Origin of the sequence: Gordonia sp. Z-3 (genome assembly GCF_036233855.1) — a bacterium.
GTDB lineage: Bacteria > Actinomycetota > Actinomycetes > Mycobacteriales > Mycobacteriaceae > Gordonia > Gordonia tangerina.
In genome coordinates, this window is record NZ_JAZARS010000004.1 from 131,301 (window position 1) to 149,584 (window position 18,284).

General features: G+C 66.9%; 17 protein-coding genes. 7 read left to right on the forward strand and 10 right to left on the reverse strand.

Features of this window, described 5'->3' with window-relative positions; all coding sequences use genetic code 11:
- The first annotated feature begins 44 nt into the window (after positions 1-44).
- The 3 genes from VX037_RS05820 to purD all read left to right on the forward strand — a co-directional run bounded on the left by VX037_RS05820 (position 45) and on the right by purD (position 4,837).
- Positions 45-1,337, forward strand: coding sequence for a bifunctional glycosyltransferase family 2/GtrA family protein (locus VX037_RS05820; protein ID WP_266060390.1), 1,293 nt, complete (start codon positions 45-47; stop codon positions 1,335-1,337).
- The gene (locus tag VX037_RS05825) at positions 1,334-3,463 is read left to right on the forward strand and encodes an ArnT family glycosyltransferase (RefSeq protein ID WP_266060391.1); all 2,130 of its coding nucleotides are present in this window, start codon (positions 1,334-1,336) and stop codon (positions 3,461-3,463) included. Before VX037_RS05820 ends, VX037_RS05825 begins: the two co-directional genes overlap by 4 nt.
- A 120-nt stretch (positions 3,464-3,583) precedes the next feature.
- Entirely contained in the window at positions 3,584-4,837 is a 1,254-nt protein-coding gene (purD, locus tag VX037_RS05830; RefSeq protein WP_266060393.1) for a phosphoribosylamine--glycine ligase, read from the forward strand.
- A gap of 30 nt (positions 4,838-4,867) precedes the next feature.
- On the opposite strand, the gene eutC is transcribed toward purD, so the two are convergent.
- The 9 genes from eutC to VX037_RS05875 form a co-directional block, all read right to left on the reverse strand.
- The gene (gene eutC, locus VX037_RS05835) at positions 4,868-5,644 is read right to left on the reverse strand and encodes an ethanolamine ammonia-lyase subunit EutC (RefSeq protein ID WP_328713539.1); all 777 of its coding nucleotides are present in this window, start codon (positions 5,642-5,644) and stop codon (positions 4,868-4,870) included.
- Entirely contained in the window at positions 5,641-7,050 is a 1,410-nt protein-coding gene (locus tag VX037_RS05840) for an ethanolamine ammonia-lyase subunit EutB (RefSeq protein WP_266060394.1), read from the reverse strand. Before VX037_RS05840 ends, eutC begins: the two co-directional genes overlap by 4 nt.
- On the reverse strand, positions 7,047-8,492 hold the full coding sequence (eat, locus tag VX037_RS05845) for an ethanolamine permease (protein WP_266060396.1): 1,446 nt from the start codon (positions 8,490-8,492) through the stop codon (positions 7,047-7,049). The genes VX037_RS05840 and eat overlap by 4 nt, the downstream gene beginning before the upstream one ends.
- Before the next feature lie 153 nt (positions 8,493-8,645).
- A complete protein-coding gene (locus VX037_RS05850; RefSeq protein ID WP_266060398.1) occupies positions 8,646-9,602 on the reverse strand; it encodes an alpha/beta hydrolase in 957 nt (318 codons plus the stop codon).
- A gap of 187 nt (positions 9,603-9,789) precedes the next feature.
- Positions 9,790-10,398 (reverse strand): mycothiol-dependent nitroreductase Rv2466c family protein, encoded by a 609-nt coding sequence (locus VX037_RS05855; protein WP_235723995.1) that lies wholly within the window; start codon positions 10,396-10,398, stop codon positions 9,790-9,792.
- A 14-nt stretch (positions 10,399-10,412) separates the two neighbouring features.
- Entirely contained in the window at positions 10,413-10,814 is a 402-nt protein-coding gene (locus VX037_RS05860; protein WP_235723996.1) for a DUF302 domain-containing protein, read from the reverse strand.
- A 62-nt stretch (positions 10,815-10,876) separates the two neighbouring features.
- Positions 10,877-11,146 (reverse strand): metal-sensitive transcriptional regulator, encoded by a 270-nt coding sequence (locus tag VX037_RS05865; protein WP_235723997.1) that lies wholly within the window; start codon positions 11,144-11,146, stop codon positions 10,877-10,879.
- A gap of 66 nt (positions 11,147-11,212) precedes the next feature.
- Entirely contained in the window at positions 11,213-13,354 is a 2,142-nt protein-coding gene (locus VX037_RS05870) for an MMPL family transporter (protein ID WP_266060402.1), read from the reverse strand.
- Positions 13,355-13,564: 210 nt separating this feature from the next.
- Positions 13,565-14,131 carry a TetR/AcrR family transcriptional regulator gene (locus VX037_RS05875; RefSeq protein WP_266060403.1) on the reverse strand — a complete coding sequence of 189 codons (567 nt, stop codon included), beginning with the start codon at positions 14,129-14,131 and terminating at the stop codon, positions 13,565-13,567.
- A 119-nt stretch (positions 14,132-14,250) separates the two neighbouring features.
- Here VX037_RS05875 and VX037_RS05880 point away from each other — a divergent pair, with 119 nt between their 5' ends.
- Entirely contained in the window at positions 14,251-15,156 is a 906-nt protein-coding gene (locus VX037_RS05880; protein WP_328713541.1) for an SDR family oxidoreductase, read from the forward strand.
- 4 nt (positions 15,157-15,160) lie between these two features.
- On the opposite strand, the gene VX037_RS05885 is transcribed toward VX037_RS05880, so the two are convergent.
- Complete coding sequence (locus tag VX037_RS05885) at positions 15,161-15,631, reverse strand: nucleoside deaminase (protein WP_235724001.1); 471 nt, start codon at positions 15,629-15,631, stop codon at positions 15,161-15,163.
- Between the two features lie 119 nt (positions 15,632-15,750).
- Between VX037_RS05885 and VX037_RS05890 the strand changes: the two genes are divergently transcribed.
- Genes VX037_RS05890 through purB form a run of 3 tightly spaced genes read left to right on the forward strand, consistent with a single transcriptional unit; the run spans position 15,751 to position 18,266 of the window.
- Positions 15,751-16,344: a TetR/AcrR family transcriptional regulator gene (locus VX037_RS05890; RefSeq protein ID WP_266060406.1), complete on the forward strand. Its 594-nt coding sequence runs from the start codon at positions 15,751-15,753 to the stop codon at positions 16,342-16,344.
- 33 nt (positions 16,345-16,377) lie between these two features.
- The gene (locus VX037_RS05895) at positions 16,378-16,782 is read left to right on the forward strand and encodes a hypothetical protein (RefSeq protein ID WP_266060408.1); all 405 of its coding nucleotides are present in this window, start codon (positions 16,378-16,380) and stop codon (positions 16,780-16,782) included.
- A 56-nt stretch (positions 16,783-16,838) separates the two neighbouring features.
- Positions 16,839-18,266, forward strand: a complete 1,428-nt coding sequence (gene purB / locus VX037_RS05900; protein ID WP_235724004.1) for an adenylosuccinate lyase — start codon at positions 16,839-16,841, stop codon at positions 18,264-18,266.
- Positions 18,267-18,284 lie beyond the last annotated feature (18 nt).

Below are 18,284 nucleotides of genomic sequence, written 5' to 3' on the forward strand. Positions count from 1 at the left end.
TTCAGCGCAGAGTGGGCGAAGTTAGGCATCCGATCCTCGTACACATGACAGCAGAAGCCCTTCCGACGACAGGCGAGCGCGTGGTGACGGTGGCCGACAGTTCGACACCCGCGCCCGTCCTCGACATCGTCGTCCCCGTGTACAACGAGCAGACCGATGTCGCCGGAGCGGTGCGGCGGCTGCGCGACCATCTACGGGTCAACGTGCCGTACCCGTCCCGGATCACCGTCGCCGACAATGCCAGCACCGATTCCACTTTGGCCATCGCCGCCGAACTCGCCGGCGAGATCGACGGTCTGCGGGTGGTGCATCTCGACCAGAAGGGTCGAGGACGCGCGCTCAACGCGGTGTGGCGGGCCAGCGACGCGCAGATCGTCGCCTACTGCGACGTCGACCTGTCGACCGACCTCAACGCGTTGATGCCGCTGATCGCGCCGTTGATCTCCGGGCACTCCGACATCGCGATCGGCACCCGGCTGTCGCGGTCGTCACGGGTGGTGCGCGGACCGAAGCGCGAATTCATCTCCCGCTCGTACAACCTCATCCTCAAAACGACGATGCGCGCCAAGTTCTCCGACGCGCAGTGCGGTTTCAAGGCCATGCGCACCGATATCGCCCGGCAGGTGCTGCCCTATGTCGAGGACACCGGTTGGTTCTTCGACACCGAGCTGCTGGTGCTGGCCGAGCGGATCGGCCTGCGGATCGCCGAGGTGCCCGTCGACTGGGTCGACGACCCCGACAGCACCGTCGACATCGTCTCCACTGCGGTCGCCGACCTGAAAGGCTGCGCCCGCGTCGGCTACGCCTTGACGACGGGCCGGTTGCCCATCGCCGAACTGCGTGCCGCCCTCGGCCGCGGCCGAGGGCCCGGCCCCGACATCGACGGCGTCCCGTTCGGATTGGTCGGCCAACTCGCCCGGTTCTGCGTGATCGGCATCGCCTCGACCATCGCGTATGCCGTTCTGTACCTGATGCTGCACGCCTTCCTCGGCGCTCAGGTCTCCAACTTCGCTGCACTCGCGATCACCGCCGTCCTCAATACCGCCGCCAACCGGCGCTTCAGCTTCGGCGTGCAGGGGCGTGCGGGGATGATGCGGCACCAATTCTTCGGACTCGGTGTGTTCCTGTTCGGCTGGGCAGTGACCGCCGGTTCGCTGGTCATCCTGCACGGGGCCGCGCCCGAGGCGTCCAAGCATGTCGAACTGGTGGTACTGGTGGTGGCCAACCTCGTTGCCACGCTGACCCGATTCGTCGGCCTGCGCTGGGTGTTCCGCAGCCACAACAATGCCCGTGACGTCGCCGGCCCGGCCGGCGCGATGGAAGGCGCCGCCGAATGACCGCCGTTGTCGACGCACACTCCGCCGCACCCGTTCCGCCCGACGCACCCGCGTCCGGGCGGAACGCCCCTGTGTGGCAGCGTCTGTCACTGGTCGCGTTGCTGCTCGGCACCGCGATCGCGTATCTCGCGAATCTTTCCGCCAACGGCTGGGCCAACTCCTTCTACTCGGCGGCCATCCAGGCCGGATCGGAGTCGTGGAAGGCGTGGTTCTTCGGGTCGTCGGACATGGCCAACTCCATCACCGTCGACAAACCGCCTGCCTCGCTGTGGATTCCGGGGATCTCGGTGCGTATCTTCGGACTCAACTCGTGGTCGATCCTGGTGCCCGAGGTGCTGATGGGTGTGGCGTCGGTGGCGTTGCTCTACCTGATCACCAAGAAATACTTCGGCCACTGGCCGGGCATCCTCGCCGGCCTGGTGCTGGCGGTCACGCCGGTCGCTGCGATGATGTTCCGCTTCGACAACCCCGAGGCCCTGCTCCTGCTGCTGATGATCGCGGCGGTGTGGGCGACGCTGAAGGCGGTCGAGGACGGCAGACTGCGCTGGATGGTCCTGACCGGTGTCTTCGTCGGTTTCGGTTTCCTCACCAAGCAACTGCAGGTGATGCTCATCGTGCCGCCGCTGGCGATCACCTACCTGGCCTTCGGCCAACACACCTGGGTCAAGCGCATCGGGCACCTGTTCGCCGCGTTGGGAGCGATGATCGTCAGCGCCGGTTGGTGGATTCTCGCCGTCGAACTGTGGCCGGCGTCGTCGCGCCCCTGGATCGGTGGCTCGCAGAACAACTCGATCCTGGAACTCACGCTGGGCTACAACGGTTTCGGTCGACTCAACGGCAACGAGACCGGCAGCGTCGTCCCTGGTGGTCGGGGCGGTGGCTACACCGGAGCGATGGGCGGACCCGCCGGTTACGTCGGTGCGGGCGGGCCACCCGGTGGTGGACCCGGCGGCGGTGGCGGGATGTGGGGGCAGACCGGCTGGCTGCGCATGTTCGAACCGGCGCAGGGTGGTCAGATCGCCTGGCTGATCCCTACCGGCATCGTGCTGGGGATCGCTGCGCTGGTACTGATCGGCAAGGCCCGACGCACCGACGCACGCCGCGCCTACCTCGCGGTGTGGGGACTGTGGCTGCTGGTGACGATGGCGGTCTTCAGCTTCATGGCCGGTATCTTCCACAGCTACTACACCGCGGCGCTGGCACCTGCGGTCGCCGCGGTAGTGGCTGGTGGGGCAGCGGTGTGCTGGTCGCAGCGGGATCGGCTGTGGGTGCGCATCGTGCTCGCCGCGGCCGTCTGGATCGCCGCGATCTGGGGTTTCGTACTGCTGAACCGGTCACCGGACTTCGTGCCGTGGCTGAGGTGGATGGTGCTGCTCGTCGGGCTGGTCAGCGGTGTCGTGATGCTGTTGGCACATCGGACCTACCTGTCGGCGGTCGCGGCGATCACCGCACTGGCTGCTGGGTTGGCCGGGCCGATCGCCTACACGGTTGACACCATCGCCACACCCAAACAAGGGTCGATCATCAGTGCGGGCCCCCGTGTCGAGGGCGAATTCGGCCCCGGCGGGGGTGGACCCGGCGGCCGGGGTGGTGGGGGACGCGACGGTGCGCGCGGTGGTGCGGCCGGTGCGCCCTGGATGACGCCGGGCGGAAACGCCGGTGCGAACGGTGCCGGTCCGGCCATGCCCGCCGACGGTGGATTCCCCGGCATGGCGGGTCCCGGCATGATGGGCCCTGAGGCGGGCACCGGCGGACCGGGCGGGCTGCTCAACGGCTCGACACCGAGCGCCGAACTCGTCGCGATGCTGCGCACCGACGCCGACAGCTACACCTGGGTGGGTGCGGCGGTCGGATCCAACGAGGCGTCGGGATACCAACTCGAGTCCGGGTACTCGGTGATGCCGATCGGCGGCTTCAACGGGACCGACCCATCGCCGACGCTGGAGCAGTTCCAGAAGTTGGTCTCCGATGGGCAGATCCACTACTTCCTCGGTGGTGGCCGCGGGTTCGGCATGTCGGATGAGTCGCAACCCTCGGCGCAGATCGCCCAGTGGGTGGCCGACAACTTCACCGCCGAAACCGTCGACGGCACCACGGTGTACGACTTGACGGCGCCAACTGAGTGAGCCGGTTCCTCCGCCCGGTGTCGGTTACCCGTCCGGAAACGGCGGGCGGAGGACCACAAACCCGGGTACGAACGAACCGGAGGAGAGGCGGTGCACCGAAGACCCACTAGAGTCATCTGCGTGCGCGTACTCGTGATCGGCTCGGGCGGCCGCGAACATGCCCTGCTCATCGGACTGTCAAAGGACCCCTCGGTCACCGAACTGCACGCCGGGCCCGGGAATGCCGGCACTTCGGCGATCGCGACCAATCATCCGGTCGACATCGTCTCCGCCGATGCCGTCGTCGCGCTGGCCAAGGGCGTCGAGGCGGATCTGGTGGTCATCGGACCCGAGGTGCCGCTGGTGGCAGGCGTCGCCGACGCCCTGCGCGCCGCCGGCTTCGCCACATTCGGACCCAGCGCCGACGCCGCACGTATCGAAGGATCCAAGGCGTTCGCCAAGGACGTGATGGCATCGGCCGGCGTGCGTACCGCACACAGTGAGATCGTCGACAACCCGGCCAAACTCGACGCCGCCCTGGACCGTTTCGGACCCACCTGGGTGGTCAAGGACGACGGGTTGGCCGCCGGCAAGGGTGTGGTGGTCACCGAGGATCGTTCGGCCGCACGCGACCACGCGGCCGAATTGCTGGAGAACGGTCACCCGGTGCTGTTGGAGAGCTACCTCGACGGACCCGAGGTGTCGTTGTTCTCGCTGGTCGACGGCGAGGACGTGGTGCCGCTGATCCCCGCGCAGGATCACAAACGCGTCGGCGACGGCGACGCCGGCCCCAATACCGGAGGCATGGGTGCCTACACACCGCTGCCGTGGCTGCCCGCCGAGGTGACCCAGCAGATCGTCGACGAGGTGGTCAAGCCGGTCGCGGCCGAGATGGCCAAGCGCGGCACCCCGTTCTCGGGTCTGCTCTATGCCGGCCTGGCCATCGGCAAAGACGGGCCGGCCGTCGTCGAGTTCAACTGCCGCTTCGGCGACCCGGAGACTCAAGCGGTACTGGCGTTGCTGAAATCGCCTCTGGGGCAAGCACTCAACGCGACTGCCACCGGGACGCTCGGTGAGCTGGCGCCGCTGGAATGGGCGGACGGTGCCGCGGTCACCGTGGTGGTGGCTGCAGAGAACTATCCGGGCAAGCCGCGCACCGGTGACGTCATCGGTGGTGCCGAGGGCGAGGGTGTCCTCCACGCCGGCACCGCGCGGTCCGACGACGGTGCGGTGGTCTCGGCCGGCGGACGGGTGCTCTCGGTCGTCGGGACCGGCGTCGACCTCGCCGAGGCGCGCGCACAGGCCTACGACCGCATAGCGGCGGTCAAACTGCCCGGATCGCATCACCGCACGGACATCGGTCAGGCCGCACTAGAGGGGCGCATCAGTCTCTGACGTCCTCGGACCGGCGGAGTGACCGTCTCGTCACGACTGATCCAACACTTCGCGGGCGCTGTCGGGGAGTTCGGCGCGCGAGGTGTCCTTGAGTGCGACGCCGGACCGACCGAGCTTGCGGGCGCCGTCGACGAGGGCGGCGGTGATGGCGGCAGCGGTGTCGTAGTCGAGTCCGTCGGGCGGATGGATGTTGGAGATGCAGTTGCGGTCGGCGTCGTTGAGGCCCACTCGCGGTCGGTGGGTCAGGTAGATGCCGAGGCTGTCGGCGACAGACAGTCCGGGGCGTTCTCCGATGATCATGATCACCGTCTGCGCCCCGAGCGCCTGCCCGATGTGGTCGCCGAGTGCCACGCGGGCCTGGGTGGCGATGACTGGCGGCGCGAGGGTGAACCGCGAGCCGAGTCTCGCCAATAGCGCCGCCAGCAGCCCCGACCCGTGATCGGTGAGTGCGCGTGGCGACAGTCCGTCGGCCAGCACGATGGCGATGTCGGCGCCCGTGTCGGGGAGATGGGCGACGTCGGCAGGTCGGCGACCCAGATCGGGGCGGCGCAGGTACTCGCTGCGGGAATGCGCTTGGCTCTCGACTGCCAGCGCGGGCGCGATGTCGAGGTCGGCGAGTTGCTTTCGGAGGTCGTCGAGGTCAAGCGGATCGTACACGGCGTCGCGTGCGGCGGCATGCGCCGCCTGGAATTCGAGCACCCGACGCGACGGCATCGAGTTGCCGGCTCGTCCCAGACCGATGCGGGCCTGTGTGGTGCGCCGCAGCTCGGACCAGATGTCCTCGGCGGGGCGGTGTGCGCCGGTCATCGAGCCGCAGTGAGGGATCGCAGGGGCGAGCCGGCCAGATCGACGGGCAGGATCCGTCCGTCGTCGTCAGCCATTCCGAGGCCGGCCAGCCACGTCTCGAACTCGGGGGCGGGGCGTAGCGAGAGTGCCTGACGCACGTACAGCGCGTCGTGAAATGACAGGCTCTGGTACCCGAGCATGACGTCGTCAGCGCCGGGCACGGCGATGACGAACGCGGCTCCGGCCACGCCCAGCAGGGTCAGCAGGGTGTCCATGTCGTCCTGATCGGCTTCGGCGTGATTGGTGTAGCAGACGTCGACGCCCATCGGGAGTCCGAGGATCTTGCCGCAGAAGTGATCTTCGAGTCCGGCCCGGATGATCTGTTTGCCGTCGTAGAGGTATTCGGGGCCGATGAATCCGACGACCGTGTTGATCAGCAGGGGTTCGATGTCGCGGGCGACGGCATAGGCGCGGGTCTCGAGGGTCTGCTGATCGACGGGTTTGCCGCCGGTCCCGACGTGGGCGTCGGCCGACAGCGCCGACCCCTGCCCGGTCTCGAGGTACATGACGTTGTTCCCGACGGTGCCACGACGCAGCGAGCGTCCCGCTTCGTTGGCCTCACGCAGCAGCGCGATGTCGACGCCGAAACTGCGGTTGGCGCCCTCGGTGCCGGCGATCGACTGGAAGACGAGGTCGACCGGCGCCCCCTGTTCGATGAGGTCGACGGTGGTGGTGACGTGCGACAGCACACACGACTGCATGGGAATGGCGAATCGCTGCCGGATGTCGTCGAGCAGATGCAGCAGATCGGACGTGGCGTGGGGGGAATCGGTGGCCGGGTTGATCCCGATCACCGCGTCACCGCACCCCATCAGCAGCCCGTCGAGCGTGGCCGCCGCGATTCCGCGCGGGTCGTCGGTGGGGTGATTGGGCTGCAGTCGGGTCGCGATGGTCCCGGGCAGTCCGATGGTGGTGCGGAAGGCTGCGGTCACCGTCGCGGCCGAGGCCACCAGGATCAGATCTTGGTTGCGCATGATCTTCGACGTGGCCGCCACCATCTCGGGCGTCAAACCCCTGGCGACAGAGGCGATCCGGGCGGCGCTGTCGTCGCGGGCAGCGGTCTCGAGAAACCAGTCGCGCAGTCCGCCGACGGTGAGATGGGAGATGACTCTGAACGCCTCGCGGTCGTGGGAGTCGATGATCAGGCGGGTGACCTCGTCGGACTCGTACGGAACGACCTGCTCGTCGAGGAATGTGGTGAGCGGCAGATCGGCGAGTTGCCAGGCCGCGGCGGCCCGTTCGGCATCCGACTCTGCGGCACATCCGGCGAGTTCATCACCGGATCGTCGGGGCGTCGCCTTGGCCATGAGGTCGACAAGGCCATCGAACTCATATGTCGTCCCCGAGATGGTCTGGCTGAACTTCACCGCAGCTCCTCCTCCGCTTGCGCCAGGGCAGCGAACTCCTCGTCCGGCGAGTTCGCGACGAGCCGATGACGGCTGTACACAGCGAAGTACAACATGAAAAGTGCGAACACGCCGAGGCAGCACAGCGCGGCCACCACATCGACGAGGAACGTCGCGATCACGGCGATGACCGCGATCACCAAGGCGAATCCGGTGGTCACCACGCCGCCCGGTGTGCGGTAGGGGCGCTTCATATCGGGCTCGCGACGACGAAGAACGATGTGGCTCACCATGATCAGCACGTAGCTCGAGGCGGCGCCGAATACCGCCATGTTGAGTAGCAGGTCACCTTCGCCGGTCAGGGACAGCAAGAACCCGATGACGCCGGGCACGATCAGCGCCAGTGTCGGAGCCTTGCGTCGGTTGGTGACCGACAGGATCGTCGGGAGGTAACCGGCGCGTGACAGGGCGAACAACTGTCGTGAGTAGGCGTAGATGATCGAGAAGAAGCTCGCGATCAGGCCCGCCAGGCCGATGTAGTTGACCACCTTGGCCATCCCGGAATCGCCCAACGCCTCGACCAGCGGATTGCCGGACTCCGACATCGGGCCCGCACCACCGGCACCGGTGGTCAGCACCAGTACCGTCACGCAGGTGATCAACAGGACGCCGATGGCGGCGATGATGCCGCGCGGGACATTCCGTTCCGGGTTGGAGGTCTCCTCGGCGGCCAGGGGGACCCCTTCGATGGCCAGGAAGAACCAGATCGCGAACGGGATGGCCGACCAGATTCCCAGGTAGCCGAACGGCAGGAACGACGATGAGCCGGCCGCGTCGGTGGCCGCGATGTCGGTGAGATTTCCGGCGTCGAAATGCCCGATTGCGGCGATCGCGAAGACGACCAGACCGACCAGGGCGATGGCGGTGATCACGAACATCACCTTCAGCGCCTCGCCGACTCCGGAGAGATGGATACCGATGAAGATCGCGTACACGGCGAGGTAGATCCACCACCCGTCGACGATGCCGAACAGGTTGAGCGAGTCGACGTAGGCGCCGATGAACGTGGCGATGGCGGCCGGGGCGATCGAATACTCGATCAAGATGGCTGTGCCGGTGGCGAATCCGCCCCACGGGCCGAGGGCGCGCCGGGCGAAGGTGTAGCCGCCGCCGGCTGCCGGGAGGGCGGAGGACAATTCCGCCATGCCCAGAACCAGGCACAGATACATCGCCGCGATGATGACGGCGGCGATGGCGAGGCCGCCGAATCCGCCCTCGCCGAGTCCGAAGTTCCAGCCGGAGTAGTCACCGGAGATCACGTAGCTGACGCCGAGTCCGGCCAGCAGCAGCCAGCCGGCGCTGCCGCCCTGTAGTTGGCGTTTTGCGAGATAGCTCTGTGACTCGGAGTGGGTGTCGACACCACCGGTGAGGTGATGCGGATGCCTTGGGTCCTCGGTTGCCACGGTCGGCCTCCTTCTGCGCACCGGTTCATGATGTGAACAACACTGACTGACAAACGTGATCCCTGACACTATTGAGACAACGTTGCAACCGAGTTGGTCAGGCGCGGCACTGGCCGTTCGGACAGGAGGGCGGGACGTGGCGGCCGAGGACGCTCATCGTGCGAGACTGCGGCCGAGGAACTCCACGTGATCGGGTAACACGCTGCGCCAGTAGCGGTTGGTGTGCCCACCTGCGGAAGTGCCGAATGCGGCGGGCGGGTGGAGGTCGGCGGCCCACTGTCGGGTGTAGGTGAAGAACTGGTCCGACGACCCGATGCAGATCAGCAGCGGGATCCTGGCGAACGCGGATTGCTGCCCGAACAGCGAGTTGACTCGATAATCGGCGGCCGAATCGAAGGCGCGGGGTGGGAAGTTGCGTGGATCTGCCCACAGCGCAGGGGAACTCACCGACACCGCGGCGACCTTGGGTGGCCCGACCAGCGCGCCGAGCCGGAGCGCGCCGTAGCCACCCATCGACCAGCCGAACAGGCCGATTCGCTCGGTGGACAGGTTCAGCGCCTCGTCGGCCTCGAGCATTGGTAGGAACTCGTCCAGGATCATCGCGGCACCGTCGGCGCCATCGGTGCGCCGGTGGTAGTAGTTGCGCCCGACGTCGGCCGACGCCAACGCGAACGGCACACCGCCGTCGTCGACGTAGCGTTGCAGCACGTTCTGCATCTGCTGCTTCTCGGAGAAGATCGATTGCTCGTTGGTGTTCAGCGCGTGCAGTACCACCACGACCGGCAGTCGCCCGGTGACGCCGTCCGGGCGTGCGACCGCCCAGCGTGTCTCGCGGCCGCCCATCTTGGCCGATCGAAAACTGCCGGTGATCAGCGCCGGACCCTCGCTGGGGATCTCCGCCGGACTCTGCTCGGGGGGTAGTTCGTCGTCGGCGGCGTGCGCGCCCAGACGCGGCGGGTCGATGTCGGGTTGCTCGTCGTGGGCGCAGGCGGACAATCCACCGATCATCGCCGCACCCAGACCGCCGACGAGGACCGAACGCCGGCTGACCCGTCCACCGCTGTGGGTGAACGGGTCAGCTGCGATCGGGAAACGTGGTTCGCGGGGCATCGACTCCACAGCGTACTGGTGTCGTCGTGACGGTCAGCCGCGCCGGAAGAAGCCACGCTTTCTGGCATCGGCGTGCCCCGGGCACCACTTATTCGCGGGCACCATCCGCCGCACAGCGTCGACGTGGCTGCCGCAGCCGGCCCACGTGGTCTTGCCGCATTGGGGGCAACGGGTGGGATGGCACATGTCAGGCCGGCGTTTCGTGCATGTTCGGTGGGCCGGACTTCGGTCGCTCCACCTGCGCGAAGGCCGGTGACGAAGCCAGTGCGGTGAACCCGCCGAAGAGGCGTACCGCTTCCTCAGGTGCCGGGATCTCGGTGAGTACCGGGCCGAAGAAGGCGCGACCGTTAACGACGGTGATCGGACTGCCACCAGAGTCGCCGAGTGCATCCTGGCTGCGTTGGTGTGCCGCACGTACCGCGTCATCCCAGCTCTCGTCGTCCATGGCGGAGACCAGTGACGGTTCCAGCCCGCACTCGCTGAGCGCCTCGCGGGCCAGTTCGTCGGTCAGCTCGTTGCCCTCGGCATGCAGTCGTCGGCCGAGAGCGGTGTACAGCTCGCCGAAGTCCTCGGTCCCCGTTGCCGCGGCCACCAGGCGTCCGATGCGGCGCGATGTCTGTAGGCGCGCGGCCTGGGCGTCGTCGGCGTCCTGGTCCTCGTTCAGTACGGCGAGGCTCATCAGACGCCAGGTCACGCGGACGTCGCTGTGCTCGGCGGCGCTGGTGAGCCATCGCGAGGTGACCCAGGTGAACGGGCAGATTGGGTCTCCGTAGATCTTGACGTCGGTGTCGGTCATTGTGTCTCCGCCCCTCATGCCGATTTCAGCGCGTCCATGGCGGCCTGCAGCTTCGTCGAGGCATCGGCCGCGACGTCGGGGAGGCCCGGGGCGTCGGTCACCTGGACCATGATGTCGGGATTCATGGCCTCGACGATCACGGTGCCGTCGTGCTCGGTGTCGTCGCGGACCACGACGTTGCAGGGCAACAGCAGCCCGATCTGCCGGTCGACGTCGAGGGCGCGATGCGCCAGCGGTGGATTGCAGGCGCCGAGGATCAGGTAGTTTTCCATGTCCTCGTCGAGCTTCTTCTTCAGCGTGGCCTTCACGTCGATCTCGGTCAGCACGCCGAATCCCTGCTCGGACAGGGCCTCGCGGGTGCGAGTCACGGCGTCGTCGAAGGTGGTCTGCAATGTCGCGGTGTAGCCGAGTTGCATCGCTCTCATCCTTTCTGTTGGGGGTGTTCTCATGCTGTCCGACCGCCCGGACCCCCGGTGGGTCAGGCCAGTGCCAGAAACAGCTTCTCGAGTTGTTCTTCGGTCATGGGTTCGGCGTTCTCGACCTCCTCGCCGGACATGCACTGACGCAATCCGGTGGCGACGATCTTGAATCCTGCCCGGTCGAGAGCCCGAGACACCGCGGCGAGCTGGGTGACGACGTCCTTGCAGTCGCGGCCCTGCTCGATCATCGAGATGACGCCCGCGAGCTGGCCGTGCGCCCGCCGCAACCGGTTGAGCACCACGGTCATCGATTCTTGATCGCCTACCATGAGGTTCCTTCTTTCATTCAGTGACGCTCTCAGTGTATACCCCTCGGGGTATCGGGAGAGCGATCCTCAGTGGCTGAACGACACCTTGGGCAGGATTCGCCGTAACCACGCCGGACTCCACCAGGCACCGTGGCCGGTGATCCGCAGCAGCACGGGCAGCAGTACCAACCGAATCAGCGTGGCGTCGAGCAGGACCGCGACACCCAGAATGATGCCCATCTCCTTCGGCGGCAGCGGATCTGCCAGGGCGAAAGTGAAGAACACCGCGACCATCACCGCAGCGGCGGCGAAGATCACCCGACCGGAATGGGCGAGCCCGTCCACGTGAGCCACCTTGGGGTCCTTGGAGCGTTCATAGTGCTCCTTGGCGGTGGCGAGTAGGAACACGGTGTAGTCCATCGCGATCGCGAAGATCATGGCGAAGAAGAACACGGGGCCCCAGCCGTTCAGGAAGCCCTGAGGTTGGAAACCGAGCACCCCCGATCCCCAGCCTTCCTGGAAGATCAACCGCGCGACGCCGAAGGCGGCGGCGGTCGACAGCAGACTCACCACGGTGCCCAGGAGTGCGATCAACGGGGCCTGCAGCGCGATCAGCAGCAACAGGAAACCGAGCGTGAGGATCACCCCGACCACGATCGGGAACCAGTCATTCAGGGCTTGTTGCAGATCAATGTTCTCCGCGGGAGCGCCGCCGACCAGGGCGTCGGGCGGAAGTGCAGTGCGCAGCTCGGTGACGATCGTGTTCATCTGGTCATCGGAGGGGTCGACCGCAGGGATGGCCTGCAGCATCACGTAGCCGGAGCCGTCGGCGTCCGGTTGCGGGGGAGTGACCATCGCGACGCCGGGTGTCGAGGACGCAACCTCGGCGGTCTGTGCGGCCTGAGCCTCGGGTGCGATGATCTGCAGCGCACCGGGTGCACCCGGGCCCATGGCTTCCTGTACGACCTCGTAGCCCTGGCGCACCGGTGCGTCCTCGGGGACGACGCTGATCGACGGCATGGCGACCTTGATACCGATCACCGGCAACGCCAACACGATCAGGATCGCCAGCGATCCGACCGCGAACGGCCACGGGTGGCGGTGCAGCAGTTCACCCCACCTGGCGAACACCGGCGAGCGATGCTGCTGGCGCTTGGCCCACGGCAGTGAGACGGCGTTGACGCCGTTACCGATGGCGCCGAGCACCGCGGGCAGCAAGGTCATCGTGGCCGCCAGCACGAACACGACGGCCAGCATGATGCCCACCGCCATGGTTCGGACCGCGGGCGCGGGCACCAGGAGCACCGCCGACAAGCTGACCAACACCGTCAGGCCGGACAACATCACGGCCTTGCCGGCCGTGTCCATGGTCTCGACGGTGGCCGCGACCTTGTCCTTGCGGTGAGCCATCGCGGCGCGGAAGCGAGAGACGATGAACAGGGCGTAGTCGATGCCCAGGGCGAGCGCGAACATCATCGCGAAGTTCATGGCCCACACCGAGATTGGCGTGATCATGTTCAGCAGCACCAGGCCGCCGGCAGAGGCGACCAGGCCGGCGATGGTGAGCAGCAGCGGCAGGCCGGCGGCGACCAGTGAACCGAAGGCGAGCACCATGATCGCGAGTGTGATCGGCCAGGAAACCATCTCGGCCTTGATCATCGCGTCGTGGTTGGCCTTGTTGAAGTCGCTCCACAGGGCGGACGCACCTGTCGGATAGACGTCGATTCCGTTGCCGGACAACGCTGTCAGTTCGTCTTTGTGGTCGTCGACAGCCTTCACCATGTCGTCGGTGGTGCCGTTGGCTCCGATCAGGACGATACCGGTATGACCGTCCGGGCTGATGGTCATGCCTGGTTGTGGCGGCACGACCGCGCCGAAGCGGTCGTCGGTCGTGGCGACATCGGTGACCTGCCCGATGACCCGCTGCATGTCTTGACTCGAGATGTCCTGGTCATCGGAGTGGACGACTACCTGGACCGCCGCCGACGAGTTGCCGCCGAAGTGTTCCTCGGCGAGTTCGCGTACGGCCACCGACTCCGAACCATTGGCCTGCCACCCGGCGCCGGCCAGTGAGTTGAAGACCGAGGGTGCGAAAGCGCCGAGGCCGATCACGAGCAGCGCCCAGATCGCGAAGACCCAGCGTCGGTGTGTGGCGGTGGCGCCACCCAATCGCCCGAGGGGCCCGGTTTTCCGGGACTCCTCGGTATCTGTTTCTGCCGTTGTTGTCACGAGGTTGCCTCCAGACGCCCGGGAATATACCCAGGGGGGTATTGATCGGAACGTAGGCGACCATACCCCAGGGGGTATGAGTAGGCAAGGGGGATCATCTACTCGGATGGCCCCTCGGTTCGGTTTGGGAGTCTTAGTGGTCCCGTCTGTGAATTCGTCGGGCGTCTTCGGTGTTCGAGGCAATCCCGAAAGAATTTACGAGCAGCACCTTCAGTCGGTGGCCAGGCTGCGCAATCGGGCCACCGCCGTGTGCAGCAATGCGTCGAGTGTTTCGACGTTGTCGGCCGCCACCCACTCGGCGAAGGCGACCTTGAATGCGGCGATACCCATCTCGGCGGACAGTCGGGCGGTCGTGGCGTCGACGTCGCGGTTCTCCAGGGAGGTGGCGACGGCGTCGACAAGCGAGGTCATCTTGAGCGCTTCACGTTCGCGCAGTTCGGGATTCGCGTCGATGACGCGTTGTCGGGTCCGCGCGAACTGCATGCGGTCGGCGAAGAATGTGCCCGCGGCGCGGTGCAAGGTCGCGGCCACGGATTCCAGTGGCGGGCGGCCGGGCGGTTGCCGGTTCAGGTCATCGACGATGGCGTGTTCCAGGGTGTGTCCACTGTCGAAGAGGACTTCGCGCTTGTCGCCGAACTGGCGGTAGAACGTGCGCTCGGTGACCCCGGCGGCGGCGGCGATGTCGGCCACCGACGTCGCCTCGTAGCCCCGCTCGACAAAGAGGTGGAGCGCGGCGTTCTGCAGGCGCTCCCGCGATCCTGTCGGCCATCGTCCCACGGCCGACACGATACGTGATGACAGAACGTGACATCAGGCGTACCGTTCGTGATGTCAGATTGTGACATCACAAATCCATGGACCCGAGGGCGGGTTCCGCGATTTTCAAGGAGACTCTCGTGAAGGTTTTCGTCACCGGCGCATCTGGCCACCTCGGTTCCGCGGTGGTCCCCGAGCTCGTAGCCGCCGGCCATTCCGTGGTCGGGCTGGCACGTTCGGGCAAGGCGGCCGAATCCGTGCAGGCGCTCGGCGCTGCGGTGCGGCGCGGCGGACTCGATGACGTCGATGTGCTGTCCGCGACCGCTGCCGAGGCCGACGCCGTCATCCACCTGGCCTTTCGGCACGACCTGATGCAAGTGGGCGACCTCGCGGCGGCTGCCGAGGCCGATCTGTCAGCGGTCCGGGCGATGGCCGAGCCGCTGGTCGGAACCGGCAAGTCGTTGGTGGGTACCTCCGGCACCGCGATGCTGGCGCACATGGGTGTCCGCGGCCGTGCCGGCACCGAAGGCGACGTCGGCGACGGTGGGTACCGGATCGACACCGAGAACGAGATCATCGCCCTCGGCGAGCAGGGTGTGCGGTCATCGGTGGTGCGGCTGCCGCCCTCGGTTCACAGCGACCTCGATCGGCACGGTTTTGTGCCCGCACTGATCGGGTTCGCCCGCGACAACGGGTTCGCCGGCTACTTGGCCGACGGCACCAATCGGTGGCCGGCCGTGCACACCCGCGACGCCGCACGCCTCTACCGGCTCGCCGTGGAGTCGGCGCCCGCGGGCACCCGGCTGCACGCGGTCGGCGACGAGGGGGTTGAGTTCCGCGACATCGCGGCTGCCATCGGACGTGGGCTGGATATCCCGACCCGTCGAGTGGCGCCCGACGATGCCAGTGCTCGTTTCGGCTTCCTCGCCGCCTTTGTGCCCGTGGATAATCCGACATCTGCCGCGCGCACCGAACAGCTGTTGCAATGGCAGCCCGAACACCCAGGGCTCATCGCCGACATCGACGCCGGCCACTACTTTCGTTGACCGCTCAGGAGTGCCAGAAACCGGCATGTACCTCGCGGGCTGCCAGGATGTCGAATGGTCCGCGCACCGCGGTCGGATGTCGGCCGCGGGCGAAGACCTCCCGGCAGGGCAGCGACATGGTCGGGTTCTTGACGTCATCACCGGTCATCGCGCGCAGTTCGTCCTCGCCGAGCGCGAACACCACCGTGCGGATGCGGGCCCAATAGATGGCACCCGCACACATCGCGCACGGCTCGGTGCTGGTGTAGAGCGTCAGCGTCGCGCGGATGTCCGGATCGAACCGCTTGCCCGCGACCCGAACAAGATTGGTCTCGGCGTGGCCGGTCGGGTCGTTGTCGGTGTCGACGGTGTTGAGGGCGGTGCAGACGACCTCACCGTCCGCGTTCACCAGCAGGGCGCCGAAGGGGTGGTTTCCGTGGGCCCGTGACTCGGCCGCCAGATCGATGGCCTGATGCAGAAATGCGACGTCGTCCATCCCTCGATGATCTCAGCACGGTGCCACCTCCGTTGCCGGGATAGCGCCGAATTCACCGTTCGTGAAGCGGCTTTTGCCAAAGCAACACCCGGCAGCCAACCCTTTGGCAGCATGTTTTCATGACTTCGGCGGCAACCCCGAAGGGGCTGCGACGTCGGTCCCGATTGATCGAGGCCGCTGGTGAATTGCTGCTCGAAGGCGGGTTCGACGCGGTTCGTCACCGGGCAGTCGCCGAAAGGGCCCAGCTGCCGTTGGCGTCGACGACCTACTACTTCGGATCTCTCGAAGATCTGATGGCGGAGGCGGCGGCCGAGGTCTGCCACCGTGAGGAGAAATGTATTGCGGCCCGCCGCGACGCCGTCTCGCGTCGACGTCGCGGCGGGCACGCCACCGCCGATGCGCTGGCGGAGGTCTTCGTGGGGCCCGACACCACCATCGAGACCTTGGCCGCCCGCTACGAGACCATCGCGTTGGCCGCCCGCTATCCGCGTTTGCACGATGTGGTGGCGGATCGTCGGATCTTGTTGGCGGAGATGCATTCCGATGTGTTGCAGAAGTCGTTCCGGATCGCCGAATCCGCACGCGTGCAGCAGTTGATCGCGGTAGAAGACGGAGCCGTGGTCGGGGTGTTGGGTCGTCGGGAGGCGAGCGCCTACACGGCGACGCGGGAGGCGTTGTACGAGGTGATCGAGGTACTTGCGCCTCGCGAGTAGCGCGGGCGCATGAAGCGAGGGAGGGCGCCAGAGATGCGACAACGGGGATGGCCGCGGGTGCGGATCGTGCCGGCAGCGCTGCTGGCAGCAGCGACGGCGATGATGGTCTCACCCGGGTCGGCTACGGCAGTTCCGGTCGGCAAGGTCGATGCCGGTGTGCCGTTCTCGTCGGTCGTCTACGGCACCGGATGCCGCTACGACCTGACCGTCGACGTCAACTCGGTCGGCACGGTGACCTTCTGGGAGAGGCCGCAGGGCGCGCCCGCCCGAGTCCTCGGCTCGGCCGAGGCAGACGGGGCCATCGCGACCATCAGTTGGGTGCCGCGCCGGGTGGCCACCACACAGTTGTATGCGACGCAGAACGGGGTGACCGGCCCGGTCGCGGTGTTGCGCGTGCATCAGGGTTATGGGTCGGGGTGGGCCTGTTTCGCTTTGTGAGCGGCGGCGCGGACGTGTTCGGCAATGGGTGAGTGGGCCGCGACTACACTGTGTGCGTGTCGAAGCCCTCCATTTCCAACGTCCTGGCCGGTCGCTACGCCTCTGCTGAGCTGGCCGAGATCTGGTCACCCCGCCACAAGATCGCGCTGGAGCGTCAGCTGTGGATCGCAGTGCTCAAGGCGCAGCGCGACCTGGGGATCGATGTCCCCGACGACGCCATCGCCGACTACGAGAGAGTTGTCGACCAGATCGACCTCGACTCCATCGCCGAGCGTGAGCGGATCACACGACACGACGTGAAGGCGCGGATCGAGGAATTCAACGCGCTGGCCGGACACGAGCAGATCCACAAGGGGATGACCAGCCGCGACCTCACCGAGAACGTCGAACAGTTGCAGATCCTGCGATCGCTGCAACACGTGCACGCCCATGGCGTTGCGGTTCTGGCCCGGGTGGCCGACCGCGCCGCCCAGTACTCATCGGTGGTGATGGCCGGTCGCAGTCACAACGTCGCCGCGCAGGCCACCACCTTGGGCAAACGTTTCGCCAGTGCCGCCGACGAACTGATGATCGCGCTGACCCGCGTGCACGAACTGATCGACCGTTACCCGTTGCGGGGCATCAAAGGCCCGATGGGAACCTCGCAGGACATGCTCGACCTGCTCGGAGGCGACGCCGTGAAGCTCGCCGATCTCGAGGCTCGGGTGGCCGATCACCTCGGTTTCGCACGGTCGCTGACCTCTGTCGGCCAGATCTATCCGCGCTCCCTCGACCACGACGTGGTGTCCGCACTGGTGCAGCTCGCGGCCGGTCCGTCGTCGCTGGCTCACACCATCAGACTGATGGCCGGCCACGAGCTGGTTACCGAAGGATTTCAGCCCGGCCAGGTCGGCAGTTCGGCGATGCCGCACAAGATGAACACGCGTAGTTGCGAGCGGGTCAACGGCCTGCAGGTGGTGTTACGCGGCTACGGTTCCATGGCGGCCGAGCTGGCCGGCGCCCAGTGGAACGAGGGTGACGTCTTTTGTTCGGTGGTGCGTCGGGTGGCATTGCCCGATGCCTTCTTCGCCATCGACGGGCTGATGGAGACCTTCCTCACCGTGCTTGCCGAGTTCGGGGCTTATCCGGCGGTCATCGCCAATGAGCTTGACCGCTACCTGCCGTTCCTGGCCACCACCAAGGTGCTGATGGCGTCGGTGCGCGCCGGCGTCGGCCGGGAGAGCGCGCACGAGGCGATCAAGGAGAACGCGGTGGCCGTAGCGCTCGCGATGCGCGAGGAAGGGCGCGAACCCGACCTGCTCGACCGCCTCGCCGCCGACGACCGAATTCCGCTCGACCGCGCCCAGCTCGAGGACTTGCTCGCCGACAAGTCGGTGTTCGTGGGCGCCGCCGAACAGCAGGTCGCCGATGTGCTGGCCGCGGCGGAGAAGGTCGTCGCGCAGTACCCCGACGCGGCTGCCTACACGCCGGCGCCGATCCTGTAGCTGCTCGCCACCCTGGTC

Excerpts from the sequence above, each read along its gene's own strand:
- VX037_RS05820 (WP_266060390.1), top strand. The coding sequence starts at position 45 with ATGACAGCAGAAGCCCTTCCGACGACAGGCGAGCGCGTGGTGACGGTG.
- VX037_RS05825 (WP_266060391.1), top strand. The coding sequence starts at position 1,334 with ATGACCGCCGTTGTCGACGCACACTCCGCCGCACCCGTTCCGCCCGAC.
- eutC (WP_328713539.1), bottom strand. The coding sequence starts at position 5,644 with ATGACCGGCGCACACCGCCCCGCCGAGGACATCTGGTCCGAGCTGCGG.
- VX037_RS05850 (WP_266060398.1), bottom strand. The coding sequence starts at position 9,602 with ATGCCCCGCGAACCACGTTTCCCGATCGCAGCTGACCCGTTCACCCAC.
- VX037_RS05855 (WP_235723995.1), bottom strand. The coding sequence starts at position 10,398 with ATGACCGACACCGACGTCAAGATCTACGGAGACCCAATCTGCCCGTTC.
- VX037_RS05860 (WP_235723996.1), bottom strand. The coding sequence starts at position 10,814 with ATGCAACTCGGCTACACCGCGACATTGCAGACCACCTTCGACGACGCC.
- VX037_RS05865 (WP_235723997.1), bottom strand. The coding sequence starts at position 11,146 with ATGGTAGGCGATCAAGAATCGATGACCGTGGTGCTCAACCGGTTGCGG.
- VX037_RS05885 (WP_235724001.1), bottom strand. The coding sequence starts at position 15,631 with ATGGACGACGTCGCATTTCTGCATCAGGCCATCGATCTGGCGGCCGAG.
- VX037_RS05890 (WP_266060406.1), top strand. The coding sequence starts at position 15,751 with ATGACTTCGGCGGCAACCCCGAAGGGGCTGCGACGTCGGTCCCGATTG.
- VX037_RS05895 (WP_266060408.1), top strand. The coding sequence starts at position 16,378 with ATGCGACAACGGGGATGGCCGCGGGTGCGGATCGTGCCGGCAGCGCTG.